This is a genomic window from Pseudomonas putida group bacterium ESBL64, assembly GCF_045277175.1.
Taxonomy (GTDB): Bacteria; Pseudomonadota; Gammaproteobacteria; order Pseudomonadales; family Pseudomonadaceae; genus Aquipseudomonas; species Aquipseudomonas alloputida.
Genome location: NZ_CP145799.1, coordinates 4598888 through 4618158, shown reverse-complemented (window position 1 = coordinate 4618158; position 19271 = coordinate 4598888). Strand labels below are relative to the sequence as shown.

Genomic DNA, 19271 nt, shown 5'->3' with positions numbered 1-19271 from the left:
CACCTCATTGAAGGTAAGAATATCTCCCCCCACACCTGAGCTTAGCGTCGCTGCAAAAAGCAGCCGTGCGCCGCGACCAGCGGCCATTCGCAACGAAGGTTTCCCACGATGCGCGGCGCTGCTGTATGCTACGGCGTTCACTCTAAACGACACCGGAGTGCCGGACGCAGCGAGGTTCCGCTGCCTGGAACAAGGTCTCTTCTCTCTCAGCCAAAAGTAGCCATGCACGAACAATACACGCCCCGTGATATCGAAGCCGCCGCCCAGAAGTTCTGGGACGAGCAACAATCGTTCGCTGTTACCGAACAGCCAGGCAAAGACACCTACTATTGCCTATCGATGTTCCCGTACCCGAGCGGCAAGCTACACATGGGCCACGTGCGCAACTACACCATCGGTGACGTGATTGCCCGCTACCAGCGCATGCTGGGCAAGAACGTCCTGCAACCGATGGGCTGGGACGCTTTCGGCATGCCCGCGGAAAACGCGGCGATGAAAAACAACGTCGCCCCGGCCAAGTGGACGTACGAAAACATCGACTACATGAAGACCCAGCTCAAGAGCCTGGGCCTGGCCATCGACTGGGCACGTGAAGTCACCACCTGCAAACCCGACTACTACCGTTGGGAGCAGTGGCTGTTCACCCGCCTGTTCGAAAAAGGCATCATCTACCGCAAGAACGGTACCGTGAACTGGGACCCGGCGGACCAGACCGTACTGGCCAACGAACAAGTCATCGACGGCCGTGGCTGGCGTTCGGGCGCGCTGATCGAAAAGCGCGAAATCCCGATGTACTACTTCCGCATCACCGATTACGCCGACGAGCTGCTGGAGAGCCTCGACGAGCTGCCGGGCTGGCCTGAGCAGGTCAAGACCATGCAGCGCAACTGGATTGGCAAATCGCGCGGCATGGAAGTCCAGTTCCCGTACGACCAGGCCAGCATCGGCCACGAAGGCACCCTCAAGGTCTTCACTACCCGTCCGGACACGCTGATGGGCGCCACCTACGTCGCCGTCGCCGCCGAGCACCCGCTGGCCACCCAGGCTGCGCAGGGCAACCCGGCGCTGCAGGCGTTCATCGATGAGTGCAAGAGCGGCAGCGTTGCCGAAGCCGACATGGCCACCCAGGAGAAGAAAGGCATGGCCACTTCCCTGCTGGTCGAGCACCCGCTGACTGGCGAGAAGCTGCCAGTATGGGTCGCCAACTACGTGCTGATGCACTACGGTGATGGCGCGGTCATGGCCGTGCCGGCCCACGACGAGCGCGACTTCGAGTTCGCCCACAAGTACAACCTGCCGGTCAAGGCCGTGGTGCGCACCAGCGCTGGCGATGAAGTCGGCAGCGAGTGGCAGGCCGCCTATGGCGAGCACGGCCAGCTGATCAACTCCGCCGAGTTCGACGGCCTGGACTTTGCTGGCGCCTTCGACGCCATCGAAGCGGCCCTGATCCGCAAGGAACTGGGCAAATCGCGTACCCAGTTCCGCTTGCGCGACTGGGGTATCAGCCGCCAGCGCTACTGGGGCTGCCCGATCCCGATCATCCACTGCCCGTCCTGCGGCGACGTCCCGGTGCCGGAAGACCAGCTGCCGGTCACCCTGCCGGAGAACGTGGTGCCGGACGGCGCCGGTTCGCCACTGGCGCGCATGCCTGAATTCTACGAATGCAGCTGCCCGAAATGCGGTGCTGCGGCCAAGCGCGAAACCGACACCATGGACACCTTCGTCGAGTCGTCCTGGTACTTCGCCCGCTACGCCTCGCCAAACTACGACAAAGGCCTGGTCGACCCCAAAGCCGCCAACCACTGGCTGCCGGTAGATCAGTACATCGGTGGTATCGAACACGCGATCCTGCACCTGCTGTACGCGCGCTTCTTCCACAAGCTGATGCGTGACGAAGGCCTGGTCACCTCGAACGAGCCATTCAAGAACCTGCTGACCCAGGGCATGGTGGTCGCCGAGACCTACTACCGCGTTGCCAGCAACGGCGGCAAGGACTGGTTCAACCCGGCCGATGTCGAAATCGAGCGTGATGCCAAAGCCAAGATCATTGGCGCCCGCCTGAAGACCGACGGCCTGCCGGTGGAAATCGGTGGCACCGAGAAGATGTCGAAGTCGAAAAACAACGGCGTCGACCCACAGTCCATGATCGAAGCCTACGGTGCCGACACCTGCCGCCTGTTCATGATGTTCGCCTCGCCGCCCGACATGAGCCTGGAATGGTCCGACTCCGGCGTCGAAGGTGCCAGCCGCTTCCTGCGCCGTGTCTGGCGTCTGGCTCAGGCTCACGTCAGCCAGGGCCTGCCAGGCAAGCTGGATGTTGCCGCCCTGGACGACGCGCAAAAGGTCATCCGCCGCGCCATTCACGCGGCCATCAAGCAAGCCAGCACCGACGTGGGCCAGTTCCACAAGTTCAATACCGCCATCGCCCAGGTGATGACCGTGATGAACGTGCTGGAAAAGGCCCCGCAAGCCACCGAACAGGATCGCGCCCTGCTGCAGGAAGGCCTGGAAGCCGTCACCCTGCTGCTGGCGCCGATCACTCCGCACATCTCTCACGCGCTGTGGCAGCACCTGGGCCACGCAGGCTCGGTGATCGATGCCGCCTGGCCAAGCGTCGACGAACAGGCGCTGGTGCAGGACTCCATTACCTTGGTGGTTCAGGTCAACGGTAAGCTGCGCGGCCAGGTCGAGATGCCTGCCGCTGCCAGCCGCGAAGAAGTCGAAGCCGCTGCCCGCAGCAACGAGAATGTCCTGCGCTTCATCGATGGCCTGACCATCCGCAAGGTCATCGTGGTACCGGGCAAGCTGGTCAACATCGTCGCCAACTGATGAAAACGCCCACCCGCATTGGCTGCGGGTGGGCGGAACAGGCCCAAAAGGGAGCAACAACATGATCAAACGCAATTTGCTGGTAATCGGCCTGGCGGTCATGCTCAGCGCCTGCGGTTTCCAGCTGCGCGGCACCGGCTCCACCGAGCTGAGCGTAAAGGAAATGGACGTCAGCGCGCGCAATGCCTATGGCCCGACCGTGGTCCAGCTGCGTGAAGTGCTGGAACGTAGCGGCGTCAACGTGCACGCCGGCGCACCGTATCGCCTGGTGCTGACCAACGAACAGGAGCGCGAGCGCTCGGCTACCTACAACAGCGGCAACCGTACCGCCGAGTACGAGCTGACCACCAAGCTGGATTACAGCATCCTGGGCCTGAACAACCTGGAGCTGATGAGCGACAAGCTGGAGGTGCGCAAGGTCTACGTGCGTGACGGCTCGAACATCACCGGCTCCGAGCAGGAAGCCAAACGCGCCCGCGAAGAAATGCGCCGCGACCTGATCAACGCCATGGTCGTACGTTTGCAAATGCTGTCCCCATCCCAGCTGGATGAGCTGCAGCGTAAAGCCGACGAGCGCGCCAAAGCCGAAGCTGCCGCGCTGGAGGCTGCCCGCCGCCAGCAAGCCGAGACGCCTCAGCAATCGCCACTGGAAGTACCGGGCAACTAAGCCCGCGAGGGGCGCCCTCGGGCGCCCCACCTGTTCCCCATGAAACTTGCCCCCGCCCAACTCAACAAGCACCTGCAAGGCGCCTTGGCACCGGTCTACGTGGTCAGCGGCGACGACCCGCTGCTGTGCCAGGAAGCCGCCGACGCCATCCGCAATGCCGCGCGTCAGCAAGGTTTCGATGAACGCCAGGTATTCAGTGCCGACGCCAACTTCGACTGGGGCACCCTGCTCCAGGCCGGTGCCAGCCTGTCACTGTTCGCCCAGCGTCGCCTACTGGAACTGCGCCTGCCCTCGGGCAAGCCCGGTGACAAGGGTGCCGCCGCCCTGATGGAATACTGCGCCAACCCCGCCGAAGACACGCTGCTGCTGATCAGCCTGCCCAAGCTCGACAGCAGTGCGCAGAAGACCAAGTGGGGCAAGGCATTGATAGAAGGCGCCCATTGCCAGTTCATCCAGATCTGGCCGGTGGATGTGCACCAGCTCCCGCAGTGGATCAACCAGCGCCTGCAACAGGCCGGCCTGTCGGCCCAGCGTGATGCCGTCGACCTGATTGCCGCGCGCGTGGAAGGCAACCTGCTGGCAGCCGCGCAGGAAATCGAAAAACTCAAGCTACTGGCCGAAGGCAGCCAGATCACCGTGGAAACCGTGCAGGCTGCCGTCGCCGACAGCGCTCGCTTCGATGTCTTCGGCCTGGTCGATGCCATTCTCAACGGCGAGGCTGCGCATGCCCTGCGCATGCTCGAAGGCTTGCGCGGTGAAGGTGTGGAGCCGCCAGTCATCCTCTGGGCCTTGGCCCGTGAGCTGCGCCAACTGGCGGGGCTAGCCCAGCAGTTCAGCCAAGGCGTGCCATTGGACAAGGCGTTCAGCCAGGCCCGCCCGCCCATCTGGGACAAACGCCGACCGCTGGTCAGCAAAGCCCTGCAGCGCCTCTCGGCGCAACGCTGGGCGCAATTGCTGCAGGATGCCCAGCGAATCGATGCGCAGATCAAAGGGCAGGCTGAAGGTTCGCCGTGGATTGGCCTGGCGCGGCTGTCGCTGTTGATGGCTGGCCAGCGCCTGGCCCTCCCTCCCGAGTAACTGCGGCCGTCGTAGGAGCGGGTTTACCCGCGAAAGGGCCGGGCCTGCTGGCCAATCTCCACCCGCCGTTCACCGTCGCCGCCACCACTGTATTCGCGGGTAAACCCGCTCCTACACACGCATCGGTGGTTGGACGCAGGTCGTCGTAGGAGCGGGTTTACCCGCGAAAGGGCCGGGCCTGCTGGCCAATCTCCACCCGCCGTTCACCGTTGCAGCCGCCACCGTATTCGCGGGTAAACCCGCTCCTACACACGCATCGAAGGTTGGGCGCAGGCCGTCGTAGGAGCGGGTTTACCCGCGAAGAGGCCGGACCTGCTAACCAATCTCCACCCGCCGTTCACCGTTGCAGCCGCCACCGTATTCGCGGGTAAACCCGCTCCTACACATAGGCACCAGCGCCTCGACCATATACACAATCAATTGGCCCCCACCCTTCGGGGAGCCTACAGTGCGCCCGAAACTCACCCAACCCGGGAAGCCCACCATGAGCAAAAAGCCGAAAAAGCACGGCCCCAACAAGGCCAAGTCCATCGTTGCCCAGCCACTGTTCCGCTGCCGCCAGGAACAACCGAACAAGGGCAAAGGCAGCTACCGCCGCGAAGCCTTCCAATCGAGAGATTGGGAGGCTTCCTACTTTTTGGCTGCATGAAAGCATCGCAAGCGCAGGCATGATATGGTCGTCACCTGACCTGCAACTCTGGATCTGTGCATGCTCTTCCGTCTTATCCCCCGCTGGGAAACCCGCCAGCTGATCGCGGCCTCCAGCTTCATTCTGCTCGTGGCCTGTGCGGAAAAGCCCACCGCCGCCGACGCGCTGCCGCTGGCCCCTGCCCAACCCAATCCCGTGGTGACCGTGCCCGGCGCAACGCCCGACGTCAGCACTGACATCCAGCCCCTGCAAACCTTCGCCCAATGGCAAGCGGGCTTCCGCGAGCAGGCCCTGCAAGCCGGCATTTCGCCGAGCACCTTCGACCGTGCCTTCCTCGGTGTCACCCCCGACCTGGACGTGATCAAGGCAGACCGCAGCCAGCCGGAGTTCACCCGCCCGGTGTGGGAATACCTCGAAGGCGCCCTGTCGCCCCTGCGTGTGCGCAACGGCAAGAAGCTGCTGGAGCAGAACGCCGAGCTGCTGACTCGCCTTGAGCAGCGCTATGGCGTGGACCGCCAGGTGCTGGTCGCGGTGTGGGGCATGGAAAGCAACTTCGGCCAGTTCCAGGGCAACAAGTCGGTGATCCGCTCGCTGGCCACTTTGGCCTATGAGGGCCGCCGCCCACAGTTCGCCCAGGATCAGCTGATTGCCGCGCTACAGATCATCCAGCACGGAGACATCCAGCCTGAAGCCATGCGTGGCTCGTGGGCCGGCGCCATGGGCCAGACCCAGTTCATCCCGACCACCTACAACACCCATGCCGTGGACTTCGACGGCGATGGCCGCCGCGACATCTGGAACAGCACACCAGACGCCCTGGCCTCAACAGCGCACTACCTGCAGAGTTCGGGCTGGAAACGCGGCCAACCGTGGGGCTTCGAGGTACAGGTGCCGGCTGGTTTCGACTTCTGGCAGGCCGATGGTGCACTGCGCAAACCGGTGAGTGAATGGCTGGCGATGGGCGTGAAACTGCCAGCGGGTACCCAGCTGCCGGCAGGTAGCAACCAGCTGTCTGCCGCCCTGCTGCTGCCGGCCGGTGCACGCGGCCCGGCGTTCCTGGTGCTGGACAACTTCCGCGCCATCCTCAAATACAACAACTCGTCGTCCTATGCCCTGGCGGTGAGCCTGCTCGGGGATCGCTTCAGCGGCTGGGGCTTCATTGCCGGCAGCTGGCCGAAAGAGGACCTGCCGCTCAGCCGCAGCGAGCGCATGGAGTTGCAGAACTTGCTGAACAGCCGCGGGCATGATGCGGGTAATGCCGATGGCATTATCGGGGCCAATACCCGCAAGGCGATCCGCAATGCCCAGCAAGGGCTGGGATGGCCGGCGGATGGCTACCCGACCCATAAGCTGCTTGAGAGCCTGCGGCAGCAGTAGGCATTTCGGGGCCGCTGCGCGGCCCCGGTAATCTCACGCCCTGAACAGATCCTGCTCCAGCACCAGTGTTTGCTGAACACTGTCCAGCCTCACCCGAGCCCCCAGGGGCAAGCATACATTCGGGTCACAGTGCCCGCTGCGCCAACCCGCCAGCACCGGCACACCCAGCGGTGCAAACGTATCCTCCAGCAACGGCGTCAGCGCCGCTGTGGTAATCCCGGCAAAGTCGCCCACCAACACGCCTTTGATCCCCTCCAGCTTGCCTGCCAGGCGTAACTGGGTCAGCAGCCGATCCACCCGGTACAACGGCTCGTTGACGTCCTCGATGAACAGGATGCAGCCCTGGGTATCCAGCTCGGCAAGGGTCCCCATGGTCGCCCCCAGCATCGACAGGTTGCCACCCAGCAGCGGTCCGCTGGCCACCCCCGGCAGCACGCAGTCCAATGCGAAGCCCGCCGGGTGCGCGACCTGCTCGCCTGCCCTCACATGCCCACCCAGTTGCGCCAGCAACGACGACTCGGTCGGTGGCAACTTGGCCCCCAACAGGTCGGCATTGAGCATCCCCCCATGGAAGGTCAGCAGCCCGGCATGCCGGTAGATCGCCGTATGCAGCGCGGTGATGTCGCTGTAGCCGATCAGCGGCTTGGGGTTGCGCCGGATCAGTTCAAAGTCGAGCTGGTCAAGCAGGCGCATGCTGCCGTAGCCCCCACGCATGCACAGGATGGCGTCCATGGCCGGATCGGCAAACGCTGCATGCAAGTCCTGCAGGCGCTGCTGGTCCGGCCCCGCCAGGTAGCCCTGCGCTTGCAGGGCACCCGGGTAGATATGGCAACGGTAGCCGCGGTCAACGAACCACTGGCTAACCTTGTGCGCATCAAGCCGCGCCGCGCCCGCCGGGGCGACAATGGCAAAACATGCATTGGCCGGCAGCGCGGCTGGCAGGGTGGGTTGGAAGGTTTTGGCGCAGTACATCGCGGCTCCTTGCAGCGCATGGGACACAAACAAAAATGCCGATGCCGCCCTTGGGCGCGCATCGGCATCTGTGGCTCCGCTCTAGGCTAGAGCATAGCTCAGAGCTTGATCTTGGCTTCGTGGGCCTGCTGGTCGGCGTGGTACGAAGAACGCACCAGCGGGCCAGAAGCAACGTTCTTGAAGCCCATCTTGTAACCTTCCTCGGCGAACCAGGCAAAGGTGTCCGGGTGAACGAAACGCTGCACCGGCAAGTGGCTGCGCGACGGCTGCAGGTACTGGCCGAGGGTGAGCATGTCGATGTCATGCTCGCGCATGCGGTGCATCACTTCGATCACTTCCTCGTCGGTTTCGCCCAGGCCGAGCATCAGGCCCGACTTGGTCGGTACGTGCGGCACCAACTGCTTGAACTTCTGCAGCAAGTCCAGCGACCAGTCATAGTCCGAACCCGGGCGCGCGGCCTTGTACAGGCGCGGTACGGTCTCGAGGTTGTGGTTGAACACATCTGGTGGCTCTTGCGCGGTGATTTCCAGGGCAACGTCCATACGGCCACGGTAGTCCGGCACCAAGGTCTCCAACTGCACCCCCGGTGACAGCGCACGGATTTCCCGGATGCAGTCAGCAAAGTGCTGGGCACCGCCGTCACGCAGGTCGTCGCGGTCCACCGAGGTGATCACCACATACTTCAGGCGCAGGTCGGCAATGGCAACCGCCAGGTTTTTCGGCTCGTCCAGATCCAGCGGCTTCGGTCGGCCGTGGCCAACGTCGCAGAACGGGCAACGACGGGTGCAGATGTCACCCATGATCATGAAGGTGGCGGTACCACCCGAGAAGCACTCGCCCAGGTTCGGGCAGGAGGCCTCTTCGCATACGCTGTGCAGTTTGTGCTTGCGCAGCAGTTGTTTGATGCGGTCTACCTCGGGCGACACCGGGATACGCACGCGAATCCAGTCGGGCTTCTTTGGCAGCTCATCGGTAGGGATGATCTTCACCGGGATGCGCGCGACTTTGTCGGCACCACGCAGCTTGACCCCAGCTTCCACCTTCTTCGGCGCTGGGCGCGGGGTGGCATCCTGGGTAGGTATCAGGTTCGGCACGGCTTCTTGCACAGTTGTCATATTCAGTCGATTCCGCCCGTGAGGGTCGTCTGCTCAGCGTAGTCGAGGTGCTTGACCAGCTGTCCGCGCAGCCTTGTCCTGACCTCGTCGAGTTCGATCGGACCTGCCAGATCGCGCAGCTGGGTCATCGCCAGCCCCGCATAGCCGCAGGGGTTGATTCGGCGGAATGGCGCAAGGTCCATGTCCACGTTCAGGGCAAGGCCGTGAAACGAACGGCCGTTGCGAATTCGCAGGCCGAGGGAGGCGATTTTCGCTCCGTCGACATAGACACCCGGGGCATCGGGCTTGGCAGACGCCTGAACAGCATAGCTGGCGAGCAGGTCGATGAGGGCCAGCTCGATACGGCTGACCAGCTCACGCACGCCAAAGCCCAGCCGGCGCACATCCAGCAGCAGGTAGGCCACCAGCTGCCCGGGGCCATGGTAGGTGACCTGGCCGCCGCGGTCGGTCTGCACCACCGGGATGTCGCCCGGCACCAGCAGGTGCTCGGCCTTGCCGGCCTGCCCCTGGGTGAAGACCGCAGGGTGCTCGACCAGCCAGATTTCATCCTGGCTGTCCGGGCTGCGCTGCTCGGTAAAACGACGCATGGCCTCCAGCACCGGTTCATAGGGCTGCAGGCCAAGCTCGCGAAAACCGAGGCAGGCGGACATCAAAGCACCATTTTCACGATGCCGGTAGCGCGCAGGGCGCTGTTGATATCGTGCAACTGGTTCTCGCTTTCGGCAACGATGTGCAATTGCACGGTGGTGTACTTGCCTTCCTTGCTCTGGCGTTCGGCCAGGGTGGAAAGGTCGACTTTGGCGTGCTTGCTGAGAATCTCGATGACCGTGTCCTTGAAACCGACAACGGTGTCACCGATGACCTTGATCGGGTAATCGTCGCAAGGGAATTCGATCTTGTGCGACTTGACGTCTGGTTCGCTCATGGCGGAAACGGCCTCGTAAGCCGTGGCAACAACAACACCCCCGCGGTAGGCGCGGGGGCATGCAGGTCACGTATCAGTTGAACAACCCGTAGAAGAATAGACGGATGCTATCCCACATACGGCGGAAGAAACCACCTTCCTCGACGCCATCAAGGGCAATCAGGTCGGCGCTGTGAACCACTTTCTCGTCCAGTTTGACTTCCACTTTGCCGATCACGTCACCTTTGGCGATCGGTGCGGTGAGCTGCGGGTTCATGGTCATCGAAGCCTGCAGGCGCTTCAATTGGCCTTTAGGCATAGTCATGGTCAGGTCGTCAGCCAGGCCAGCCTTGATCTGGCTGGTAGCGCCCTTCCAGACCGGGGCCTGGGTCAGCTCGGTGCCCTTCTGGTAGAAGGTCTGGGTTTCGAAGAAGCGGAAACCGTAGGTCAGCAGCTTCTGGGTTTCGGCAGCACGCGATTGTTCGCTGTTGGTACCGAACACCACGGCGATCAGGCGCTGGCCGTCACGAACGGCCGACGCCACCATGCAGTAGCCGGCTTCGTCGGTGTGACCGGTTTTCAGGCCATCGACGGTCTTGTCGCGCCACAGCAGCAGGTTGCGGTTAGGCTGCTTGATGTTGTTCCAGAAAAACTCTTTCTGCGAGTAGATGGCGTAGTGGGCCGGGTCGACATTGATGATCGCACGGGCCAGGGTTGCCATGTCGTGCGCCGACGAGTAGTGCTCGGGGTTCGGCAGGCCGGTCGGGTTCATGAAGTGGCTGTTGGTCATGCCCAGGTCGGCAGCCGTCTTGTTCATCATGTCGGCAAAGGCGTCTTCGCTGCCGGCGATGTGCTCGGCCAAGGCGACCGAGGCGTCGTTACCGGACTGGATGATGATGCCGTGCAGCAGGTCGCTGACCGTGACCTGGCTGCCAACCTTGATGAACATGCGCGAACCGCCGGTACGCCATGCGTTTTCGCTGACAGTAACCGGGTCGCTTTCACCGATCTGGCCGCGGCGGATGTCCAGGGTGGCGATGTAGGCGGTCATCAGCTTGGTCAGGCTGGCTGGCGGCAGGCGCTCGTCACCGTTGTTCTCGACCAGCACGTTGCCGCTGGACGCGTCCATGAGTACGTAGGACTTGGCTGCCAGTTGGGGTGGCGCAGGCGTCATCTGCTCCGCCGCGAAGGCGGCAGGCGTGATCAGCAGCAGTACAGGCAGGCAAAGTCGTTTGGCAAGGTTGGTGATGTTCATCCGTCTCTCGAAAATCGCTAATGGTCTGAGATGTTCCCTGGGCAAGATCATGTGCCCAGCGCCAGTCAGTCTAGTTTTATGGCCGTTGGCCTGGCCCGCGAACGTGCGGCTTTATGTCGCTGCGGGCAAAAGCGGTCATTGTACATGGCCGCGACCGGCAATTCATGACAAAACCGACAGTTTGGTGTTGCCGTCTTCGCAGGCGCGCCCGCCCCCACAGTCAGTCTGCTGTGACCAGCTTTGCCTGCCCCAAGTTCGCCAGGCGAATGCTGTCCTGTGCTTGCTGGATCTCGCCCTGGCTGCCGATCGGCCCCAGGCGCACGCGGTGCAGGGTCTGCTGGTTACGCACGATCGAGCTGATGAACACGGGTGCATTGACCATGGTGCTGAGCTTGGCGCGCAGCAACTCGGCAGCGTCCGGGTTGGCGAACGCGCCTACCTGCAAGAAACTGCCACCGCTACCGCCGGGCACGTTATTGCCACCCACCTGCACCGGTACCACGGGCGCGGCGTGCTGCTGTGGCGGCGGGGTCCATTGCTCGACACGCCCGGTACTGGCCGGTATTGCCTGGGTCTGCGCCACTTGCGGCTCTTTCAGCACCATAGGTGGGGTCTGGCCACGCTGGGCCCACCACTGCTGCGGGTCGATGCCCTCGACGCGCACGTGCGCGGTACCGATCTCGGCATAACCGAGCTTTTTTGCCGCAGCATAGGACAAATCGATGATGCGGTCGGAATAGAACGGGCCACGGTCGTTGACCCGCAGGATCACGCTGCGGTTATTGGCGAGGTTGGTCACCTTGACGTAGGCCGGCAGAGGCAGGGTCTTGTGAGCCGCGCTCATGCCATACAGGTCGTACAGTTCGCCATTGGCGGTGTTCTGCCCATGGAACTTGGTGCCGTACCACGACGCCGTACCCTCGGCGCGGTAGTTGCGCGAGTCCTGCATCGGGTAGTAGGTCTTGCCAAGCACCGTGTACGGGTTGGCCTTGTAGTTACCGGTGTGCACGGTCGGGGTGGCATCGGGGATCTTGTTCACATCCACGTCCCACCACGGTGCGCCGTCCTTGTGCGCCCGGTTGATGTCCAGGCCCGGCTGGCTGCGCACGACGTTACCACTGCTTTTCGGGGCCGGGCGGTTGGAAGAGCAGCTGGCCAGCGCCACACCGACGGCGAGGCAGGTGAGCAGCTTGAAAGCGTTGCCAGAGATGATTGCGCGCATTACTTGACGCCCCGTACTTGAACCAGCTGTTCCGCAAGCTGATGCACCGCCATGGCATACATCACGCTGCGGTTGTAGCGAGTGATCGCGTAGAAGTTCTTCAGGCCCATCCAGTACTCGGGGCCGCTCTCGCCCTCGAGACGGAAGGCGGTAACCGGCAGATCATCGCGCAGCGAATCATGAACCGACCAACCAAGCGTACGCAACTCCCCTACCGTTTTCACCGGCTCGATGCCGGTGGTCAGGCCTTCGTCGGCGCGCTCACCTTCCACCCAGGCGCGACTGACCACACCCTCGCCGGCCACCCAGCCGTGGCGCTTGAAGTAGCTGGCCACGCTGCCGATGGCATCGTCAGGGTTGTTCCAGATATTGATATGGCCGTCCCCGTCGAAGTCCACCGCGTAGTTGCGGAAGCTGCTTGGCATGAACTGCGGCAGCCCCATGGCGCCAGCGTACGAGCCCTTGAGCGTCAAGGGGTCGAGCTGCTCATCCCGGGCCAGCAGCAGGAACTCACGCAGCTCCTTGCGGAAGAACTCGGCCCGTGGCGGGTAGTCGAAGCCCAGCGTCGACAGGGCGTCGATCACCCGGTAGTTGCCGGTATTGCGGCCAAAAAAGGTTTCCACGCCGATGATTGCGACAATGTACTGCGCAGGTACGCCGTACTCCTGCTCGGCACGTGCCAACACAGCCTCGTGCTGACGCCAGAAATCCACACCGCGAGCGATACGTGCATCGGTGATGAACATCGGCCGATAGTCCTTCCACGGTTTGACCCGCTCGGCCGGGCGCGATATGGCGTCGAGGATCGACTGCTTGCGCTGTACCTCACGGAACACACCCATCAGTTGCTCAGGCGCAAAACCATAGTCGCGGCTCATTTCGCCAACGAACGCGGCTACCTGGGGCGAGCCGTCGTATTCGCCGGCATGGGCCAGCTGTACAGCGCCGAACAGGCCCACCGCACCGATCCAAGGCGCACAACGGGCAGCCCAGTTACGCACTGCTTGCATGAAATTGTTCACCTTATTCAAACCTGCGCGATCCATTTGCGGTGCGTATGGATCGACATCAAAACGCCAAACGCTGACAGCAGCGTCACCAACGATGTTCCGCCATAGCTGATGAAAGGTAGCGGCACGCCCACCACGGGCAGAAGGCCACTTACCATTCCGATATTGACGAACACGTATACAAAAAAAGTCATGGTCAGGCTGCCCGCAAGCAGCTTACCGAACAGGGTCTGCGCCTGGGCGGTGATCACCAGACCACGGCCGATCAGCAGCAGGTAGACAATCAGCAGCAGGCAGATGCCAACCAGGCCGAACTCCTCGCCGAGCACGGCGATGATGAAGTCGGTGTGGCTTTCCGGCAAAAAGTCCAGGTGCGACTGCGTGCCAAGCAGCCAGCCTTTGCCAAACACCCCGCCCGAGCCGATCGCCGCCTTGGACTGGATGATGTTCCAACCGGTGCCCAACGGGTCGCTTTCAGGGTCGAGGAAGGTCAATACCCGCTGCTTCTGGTAGTCGTGCATGACGAAGAACCACATGGCCACCGCGACGGGCACGGCTGCCGCCAGCACGCTGAGGATCCAGCGCCAGCGCAAGCCGCCCATGAACAGCACGAAGGCACCGGAGGCCAGGATCAGCAGCGCAGTTCCCAGGTCGGGCTGACGTACGATCAGCATGAACGGCACGCCGATCAGCACCAGGCTGATCGCCACGTGCTTCAAATGGGGCGGCAAGGTGCGCTTGGACAGGTACCAGGCGATGGTCGCCGGCATGATGATCTTCATGAATTCCGAGGGCTGGAAACGGATCACCCCCGGAATGTTGATCCAGCGCGTGGCACCCATGGCGTTGTGGCCCATCACATCCACCACTACCAGCAACAGCACCCCGGCCAGGTAGGCCAGCGGCACCCAACGCGCCATGAAGCGCGGCTCCAGCTGGGCGATGACGAACATCGACACCAGACCGATGCCAAACGAGGTGGCTTGCTTGAGCAGCAGGTCCCAGTTCTTGCCACTGGCCGAATACAGTACGAACAGGCTGCCGGCCGCAAGGGTCAGCAGAATAATCAGCAAGGGGCCGTCGATATGAATGCGTTGCAGAAAGCTCGCACGCCGACGCATCACATCCTCGCTGGAGAGCATGCGATCGAAATTGTTCATCACAGGGCCGATTCCTGGGTAACGGTGGCGGGCGCGAACTCGGGTTTGAGCCGGCCGTTTTCGTCGAGCAGCCAGGCGTCCATGATCTGGCGAACCACCGGAGCGGCGACACCCGAGCCGGACTCACCGTTCTCGACCATCACCGAAACCACGATTTTCGGGGCTTCGGCTGGGGCAAACGCGACGAACAAGGCATGGTCGCGGTGGCGCTCCTGGAGTTTGTTGCGGTCATACTTCTCGCCCTGCTTGATCGCCACCACCTGGGCGGTGCCGCTCTTGCCGGCAATGCGGTACTGGGCACCGGCTGCTGCCTTGCGCGCGGTACCGCGGGCGTTGTGCATCACCTGTTCCATGCCATGGGTGACCTTGGCCCAGTCGGACTTGTCACGCAGCACGATGTCTTCCATGGGGTTGTCGTCCACCGGCGGCAGGCCTTCGATGGTCTTGGCCAGGTGTGGGCGATTCCACACACCTTTGTTGGCGATCAGTGCAGTGGCCTGGGCCAGTTGCAGCGGCGTAGCCTGCATATAGCCCTGGCCGATGCCGAGAATCAGGGTTTCGCCAGGGAACCAGGCCTGGCGACGGGTGGCACGCTTCCATTCGCGCGACGGCATCAACCCGGCAGATTCCTCGAACATATCGAGGGAAACCCGCTGGCCGATACCGAACTTGTTCATGTAGCTGGACAACCGATCGATGCCCATCTTGTGCGCAAGGTCATAGAAGTAGGTGTCGTTCGAGCGCATGATGGCGGTGTCCAGGTCGACCCAGCCATCACCGGAACGGTTCCAGTTACGGTATTTATGGTCGTAGTTGGGCAACTGGTAGTAGCCAGGGTCGAACACCCTGCTGCTGGCATTCACGACGCCACTGTCCAGACCGGCAATAGCCACCGCCGGCTTGATGGTCGACCCCGGCGGGTACAGGCCACGCAGCACGCGGTTGAACAGCGGCCGATCGATCGAATCGCGCAATTCGGCATAGGCCTTGAAGCTGATGCCGGTGACGAACAGGTTGGGGTCGAAGCTAGGCTGACTCACCATCGCCAGTACCTCGCCGGTGCGCGGGTCGAGCGCAACCACTGCACCACGCCGGCCTCCCAGGGCGGCTTCAGCGGCCTCCTGCAGCTTGATGTCCAGGCTCAGCACAATGTCCTTGCCCGGCTTCGGGTCGGTGCGCTTGAGCACCCGCAGCACACGGCCACGGGCGTTGGTCTCGACTTCCTCGTAACCCACCTGACCGTGCAGGGCGGCCTCGTAGAAGCGCTCGATGCCGGTCTTGCCGATATGGTGGGTACCGCTGTAGTTCACCGGGTCGAGCGTTTTCAGCTCTTTCTCGTTGATCCGCCCTACATAACCCACCGAATGGGCAAAATGCGCACCCTGCGGGTAATGCCGCACCAGCTGGGCCACCACCTCGACACCCGGCAGGCGGAACTGGTTTACCGCCACGCGGGCAATCTGCTCTTCGTTGAGCTCGAACAGAATCGGCACCGGCTCGAATGGCCGGCGGCCTTGGCGCATGCGCTTCTCGAACAGGGCACGGTCGTCAGCGGTGAGCTCAAGCACTTCGACGATGGTATCCAGCACTTCCTGCCAGTTACCCGCACGTTCGCGGGTCATCGACAGGCTGAAGCTGGGCCGGTTGTCGGCAACGATCACCCCGTTGCGGTCGAAGATCAACCCGCGGGTCGGCGGGATCGGCTGCACATGCACCCGGTTGTTCTCCGACAGCGTGGAGTGGTAGTCGTACTGGATGATCTGCAGGTAGTACAGCCGTGCGATCAACACGCACACAAGCAGCATGATCGCGACTGCGCCGACCACGACGCGGTTGCGCACCAGGCGGGCGTCTTTCTCGTGGTCCTTGAGACGGATCGGCTGCGACATCGGACTGCTTACAGGCTCATTTGTGGTAAGGGTGCCCGGACAACACGGTCCAGGCGCGGTAGATCTGCTCGCCGATGAGTATCCTTACCAACGGGTGCGGCAAAGTCAGCGGCGACAGCGACCAACGTTGCTCGGCGCGTGCGCAAACCTCAGGCGCCAGGCCCTCCGGGCCACCCACCATCAAATTCACCGTGCGCGCATCCAGGCGCCAGCGGTCCAGCTCGGTGGCCAGCTGTTCGGTACTCCAGGGCTTGCCATGGACCTCGAGGGTGACAATGCGTTCCCCAGGCTGCACCTTGCTCAGCATGGCTTCGCCCTCCTGACGGATCAGGCGGGCGACGTCGGCATTCTTGCCACGGGTATTCAGCGGGATTTCCACCAGCTCCAGCGACAGCTCGGCGGGCAGGCGCTTGGCATATTCATGCCAGCCTTCCTCGACCCACTTCGGCATGCGCGAGCCGACCGCAATCAGGCGCAGACGCACAGCGCTTTCCTTATTCGCGGTCTTTGAGCTTGTCGGAGTACTCGTGGGCATGGTCCGGGCTGTGGTGCTTGCCATCGGCGGCACGGCTTTGCTCGGCACCCTGCCACAGGCGCTCAAGGTCGTAGAACTGGCGGGCAGCGGCGGTCATCATGTGCACGATGACGTCGTTCAGGTCCAGCAGCACCCAGTCGCTGTCGCCCTTGCCTTCTTCACCCAGTGGCTGGGCGCCTTTGGCCTTGACGGCTTCACGGACCTTTTCGGCCATCGCGTTGATCTGGCGGTTGGAGGTACCGGTGGCAATGATCATGTAGTCGGTCAGGCTGTGCTTCTCGCGCACGTCGATGACCTGGATGTCCTGGGCCTTGACGTCTTCCAGCGCTGCCTTGGTCACTGCGACCAGTTCTTCGCCGTAAATTTTCTGCTTGGTCATATAAAACTCGTTCAACTCGTTGGATGAGGCGCCAGAGGCACCGTCAGTTGGGCGCACGATACAGTTCGTGCGCCTCGATATAGGCCAGTACGGCGTCCGGCACCAGGAACCTCACCGATTTGCCGCTGGCCAGCAGCTGTCGGATCTGTGTAGCCGACACCGCAAGCGGCGTCTGCCAGACGAACGAAATATTTCCCGCCGGGCCGGACATGGCGGTGGGATCGCTCTCCGAGCGCGCAGCCAACAGGTTGCGCAACTCGTCAGGGGGTTCTACGTCGGCATCCGGACGTTGCAGTACCAGGATGTGACAGTGTTGCAGCAATTCTTCCCAGCGATGCCAGGCGGGCAGACCACAGAAGGCATCCCAACCCAGCACCAGGAACAGCTGGTCGTGGCCGGACAGCTCGGCGCGGATCGATTCCAGCGTATCGATGGTGTACGACGGCTTGTCACGTTCCAGCTCGCGGGCATCGACGCTCAGGCAAGCGACGCCCTGCACCGCTTCACGGACCATGGCCAGGCGATCCTGCGCGGCCACCTGTGGCGTGTCGCGGTGCGGCGGCCGGGCATTGGGCAACAGGCGTAGCTCATCCAGCCCCATGAACTCGGCCACTTCCAGCGCGCTGCGCAAGTGGCCGATATGCACGGGGTCGAAGGTACCACCTAGAATGCCGATACGCCGGACTGCCTGGGCCTTGCTCAACTCAGCAGGACCCCTGGCCGCGCAACTGGCCATCGCCGATCACCACGTACTTCTCGCAGGTCAGGCCTTCCAGGCCGACAGGGCCGCGGGCATGCAGCTTGTCGGTGGAAATACCGATTTCCGCACCCAGGCCGTACTCGAAGCCATCGGCAAAGCAGGTCGGGGTGTTGAGCATGACCGACGCCGAATCGACCTCAGCCATGAACTGACGGGCTTCACCCTGGTGTTCGCTGATGATCGAGTCGGTGTGGTGCGAGCCATAGTGGTTGATGTGGTCGATGGCCTGGTTCAGGCCGTCGACCACGCGAATCGACAGGATCGCATCGAGGTATTCCGTGTGCCAATCGGCTTCGGTGGCCGGTTTGGCGCTGATGATAGCCTGGGTACGCTCGCAACCGCGCAGCTCCACGCCCTTCTCCACGAAGCGGCGGGCCATTTCTGGCAGGAAGCGCTCAGCCACTTGCTGGTCGACCAGCAGCGTTTCCATGGCACCGCAGATGCCGTAGCGGTAGGTCTTGGCGTTGAAAGCCACATTCCAGGCCTTGTCCAGGTCGGCATGCTGGCTGACATAGATGTGGCAGATGCCGTCCAGGTGCTTGATCACCGGCACGCGGGCATCGCGGCTGATGCGCTCGATCAGGCCACGGCCTCCGCGCGGTACGATGACATCGACGAATTCCGGCATGCTGATCAGCGCGCCCACCGCTTCGCGGTCGGTGGTTTCGACCACCTGCACCACCGCCGCCGGCAGGCCGGCTTCGGCCAGGCCACGCTGAATGCAGGTGGCAATGGCGCGGTTGGAGTGGATGGCTTCGGAACCGCCCCGAAGGATGGTTGCATTGCCCGACTTGAGGCACAGGCTGGCGGCATCAATGGTCACGTTCGGGCGCGATTCATAGATGATCCCGATCACCCCCAGCGGGGTACGCATCTTGCCTACCTGAATGCCCGATGGGCGGTAGCTCATGTCGCGAATGGCACCGACCGGGTCCGGCAGGCTGGCCACCTGGCGCAAGCCGGTGATCATGCCGTCGATACGCGCCGGGGTCAGCGCCAGACGGTCGAGCAGTGCGGGCTCCAGGCCACTGGCGCGGCCAGCGGCAAGGTCCAGCTCGTTGGCAGCGGTGAGTTCGGCACGGGCAGCGTCCAGCGCGTCGGCGGCGGCTTGCAGGGCGCGGTTCTTCTGCGCGGTGCTGGCACGGCCAATCACCCGGGAAGCCTCACGGGCAGCGCGACCCAGGCGGGTCATATAGTCAAGAACGGACTCAGTCATGGGTTCGGTGTCTTGGCGAAGGGGAAATCGGCTGATTATAACTGCCGCGCAGGTGTACGCCCAGCGGCGGGTGGCGGATGGTCGAAAATGGATGGGGCAATGTGTAGGAAAGATGTAACCGGGGTTATCGAGATTTCCATCGCCTGTTGCGGCCCTTTCGCGGGCGCGCCCGCTCCCACAGGGATTTCACAAGGCCTGGACCTATGCACCACCAGTGGGAGCGGGCATGCCCGCGAAAGGGCCGGCACTGCCAAC

Annotated in this window: 18 protein-coding genes; 5 read left to right on the top strand and 13 right to left on the bottom strand. The window is 63.0% G+C overall.

Translation table 11 applies throughout. From position 1 onward, the window contains the following. Positions 1-222: 222 nt before the first annotated feature. From leuS to V6093_RS20955, 5 genes are all read left to right on the top strand, one after another. A complete protein-coding gene (gene leuS, locus V6093_RS20975; RefSeq protein ID WP_004576918.1) occupies positions 223-2829 on the top strand; it encodes a leucine--tRNA ligase in 2607 nt (868 codons plus the stop codon). 61 nt (positions 2830-2890) lie between these two features. Continuing rightward, positions 2891-3496, top strand: a complete 606-nt coding sequence (lptE, locus tag V6093_RS20970) for an LPS assembly lipoprotein LptE (RefSeq protein WP_003249751.1) — start codon at positions 2891-2893, stop codon at positions 3494-3496. Between the two features lie 39 nt (positions 3497-3535). Beyond that, positions 3536-4573 (top strand): DNA polymerase III subunit delta, encoded by a 1038-nt coding sequence (gene holA, locus V6093_RS20965; RefSeq protein ID WP_003249749.1) that lies wholly within the window; start codon positions 3536-3538, stop codon positions 4571-4573. 484 nt (positions 4574-5057) lie between these two features. Further along, positions 5058-5222: an alternative ribosome rescue factor ArfA gene (gene arfA, locus V6093_RS20960; protein WP_003249747.1), complete on the top strand. Its 165-nt coding sequence runs from the start codon at positions 5058-5060 to the stop codon at positions 5220-5222. A gap of 60 nt (positions 5223-5282) precedes the next feature. Beyond that, on the top strand, positions 5283-6599 hold the full coding sequence (locus tag V6093_RS20955) for a lytic murein transglycosylase (protein ID WP_144000450.1): 1317 nt from the start codon (positions 5283-5285) through the stop codon (positions 6597-6599). 33 nt (positions 6600-6632) lie between these two features. Here V6093_RS20955 and V6093_RS20950 read toward each other — a convergent pair whose 3' ends face one another. The 13 genes from V6093_RS20950 to V6093_RS20890 all read right to left on the bottom strand — a co-directional run bounded on the left by V6093_RS20950 (position 6633) and on the right by V6093_RS20890 (position 19016). Next, positions 6633-7571 (bottom strand): LD-carboxypeptidase, encoded by a 939-nt coding sequence (locus V6093_RS20950; protein ID WP_047604688.1) that lies wholly within the window; start codon positions 7569-7571, stop codon positions 6633-6635. 98 nt (positions 7572-7669) lie between these two features. Further along, complete coding sequence (gene lipA, locus V6093_RS20945) at positions 7670-8686, bottom strand: lipoyl synthase (protein WP_003249742.1); 1017 nt, start codon at positions 8684-8686, stop codon at positions 7670-7672. A gap of 2 nt (positions 8687-8688) precedes the next feature. Next, the gene (lipB, locus tag V6093_RS20940) at positions 8689-9336 is read right to left on the bottom strand and encodes a lipoyl(octanoyl) transferase LipB (protein WP_003249738.1); all 648 of its coding nucleotides are present in this window, start codon (positions 9334-9336) and stop codon (positions 8689-8691) included. Further along, entirely contained in the window at positions 9336-9611 is a 276-nt protein-coding gene (locus V6093_RS20935; RefSeq protein ID WP_003249736.1) for a DUF493 domain-containing protein, read from the bottom strand. The genes lipB and V6093_RS20935 overlap by 1 nt, the downstream gene beginning before the upstream one ends. Positions 9612-9684: 73 nt before the next feature. Further along, positions 9685-10845 (bottom strand): D-alanyl-D-alanine carboxypeptidase family protein, encoded by a 1161-nt coding sequence (locus V6093_RS20930; protein WP_003249733.1) that lies wholly within the window; start codon positions 10843-10845, stop codon positions 9685-9687. 220 nt (positions 10846-11065) lie between these two features. Beyond that, positions 11066-12067: a septal ring lytic transglycosylase RlpA family protein gene (locus V6093_RS20925; protein WP_003249731.1), complete on the bottom strand. Its 1002-nt coding sequence runs from the start codon at positions 12065-12067 to the stop codon at positions 11066-11068. Continuing rightward, a complete protein-coding gene (gene mltB / locus V6093_RS20920) occupies positions 12067-13077 on the bottom strand; it encodes a lytic murein transglycosylase B (protein WP_265979316.1) in 1011 nt (336 codons plus the stop codon). The genes V6093_RS20925 and mltB overlap by 1 nt, the downstream gene beginning before the upstream one ends. Before the next feature lie 17 nt (positions 13078-13094). After that, positions 13095-14198 carry a rod shape-determining protein RodA gene (rodA, locus tag V6093_RS20915; RefSeq protein WP_003249727.1) on the bottom strand — a complete coding sequence of 368 codons (1104 nt, stop codon included), beginning with the start codon at positions 14196-14198 and terminating at the stop codon, positions 13095-13097. Positions 14199-14236: 38 nt separating this feature from the next. After that, a complete protein-coding gene (gene mrdA / locus V6093_RS20910) occupies positions 14237-16126 on the bottom strand; it encodes a penicillin-binding protein 2 (RefSeq protein ID WP_003249725.1) in 1890 nt (629 codons plus the stop codon). Between the two features lie 16 nt (positions 16127-16142). Beyond that, a complete protein-coding gene (gene rlmH, locus V6093_RS20905) occupies positions 16143-16610 on the bottom strand; it encodes a 23S rRNA (pseudouridine(1915)-N(3))-methyltransferase RlmH (protein ID WP_003249722.1) in 468 nt (155 codons plus the stop codon). Positions 16611-16620: 10 nt separating this feature from the next. Next, the gene (gene rsfS, locus V6093_RS20900; protein WP_009685825.1) at positions 16621-17040 is read right to left on the bottom strand and encodes a ribosome silencing factor; all 420 of its coding nucleotides are present in this window, start codon (positions 17038-17040) and stop codon (positions 16621-16623) included. Positions 17041-17083: 43 nt separating this feature from the next. Beyond that, on the bottom strand, positions 17084-17776 hold the full coding sequence (gene nadD, locus V6093_RS20895; protein WP_010955423.1) for a nicotinate-nucleotide adenylyltransferase: 693 nt from the start codon (positions 17774-17776) through the stop codon (positions 17084-17086). Beyond that, positions 17745-19016 (bottom strand): glutamate-5-semialdehyde dehydrogenase, encoded by a 1272-nt coding sequence (locus V6093_RS20890; protein WP_047604687.1) that lies wholly within the window; start codon positions 19014-19016, stop codon positions 17745-17747. The genes nadD and V6093_RS20890 overlap by 32 nt, the downstream gene beginning before the upstream one ends. Positions 19017-19271 lie beyond the last annotated feature (255 nt).

Bases quoted from the DNA above. Each gene is read 5' to 3' on its own strand.
- leuS (WP_004576918.1), top strand. From the start codon at position 223: ATGCACGAACAATACACGCCCCGTGATATCGAAGCCGCCGCCCAGAAG.
- lptE (WP_003249751.1), top strand. From the start codon at position 2,891: ATGATCAAACGCAATTTGCTGGTAATCGGCCTGGCGGTCATGCTCAGC.
- holA (WP_003249749.1), top strand. From the start codon at position 3,536: ATGAAACTTGCCCCCGCCCAACTCAACAAGCACCTGCAAGGCGCCTTG.
- arfA (WP_003249747.1), top strand. From the start codon at position 5,058: ATGAGCAAAAAGCCGAAAAAGCACGGCCCCAACAAGGCCAAGTCCATC.
- V6093_RS20955 (WP_144000450.1), top strand. From the start codon at position 5,283: ATGCTCTTCCGTCTTATCCCCCGCTGGGAAACCCGCCAGCTGATCGCG.
- V6093_RS20950 (WP_047604688.1), bottom strand. From the start codon at position 7,571: ATGTACTGCGCCAAAACCTTCCAACCCACCCTGCCAGCCGCGCTGCCG.
- lipA (WP_003249742.1), bottom strand. From the start codon at position 8,686: ATGACAACTGTGCAAGAAGCCGTGCCGAACCTGATACCTACCCAGGAT.
- lipB (WP_003249738.1), bottom strand. From the start codon at position 9,336: ATGTCCGCCTGCCTCGGTTTTCGCGAGCTTGGCCTGCAGCCCTATGAA.
- V6093_RS20935 (WP_003249736.1), bottom strand. From the start codon at position 9,611: ATGAGCGAACCAGACGTCAAGTCGCACAAGATCGAATTCCCTTGCGAC.
- V6093_RS20930 (WP_003249733.1), bottom strand. From the start codon at position 10,845: ATGAACATCACCAACCTTGCCAAACGACTTTGCCTGCCTGTACTGCTG.
- V6093_RS20925 (WP_003249731.1), bottom strand. From the start codon at position 12,067: ATGCGCGCAATCATCTCTGGCAACGCTTTCAAGCTGCTCACCTGCCTC.
- mltB (WP_265979316.1), bottom strand. From the start codon at position 13,077: ATGCAAGCAGTGCGTAACTGGGCTGCCCGTTGTGCGCCTTGGATCGGT.
- rodA (WP_003249727.1), bottom strand. From the start codon at position 14,198: ATGCGTCGGCGTGCGAGCTTTCTGCAACGCATTCATATCGACGGCCCC.
- mrdA (WP_003249725.1), bottom strand. From the start codon at position 16,126: ATGTCGCAGCCGATCCGTCTCAAGGACCACGAGAAAGACGCCCGCCTG.
- rsfS (WP_009685825.1), bottom strand. From the start codon at position 17,040: ATGACCAAGCAGAAAATTTACGGCGAAGAACTGGTCGCAGTGACCAAG.
- nadD (WP_010955423.1), bottom strand. From the start codon at position 17,776: ATGGCCAGTTGCGCGGCCAGGGGTCCTGCTGAGTTGAGCAAGGCCCAG.
- V6093_RS20890 (WP_047604687.1), bottom strand. From the start codon at position 19,016: ATGACTGAGTCCGTTCTTGACTATATGACCCGCCTGGGTCGCGCTGCC.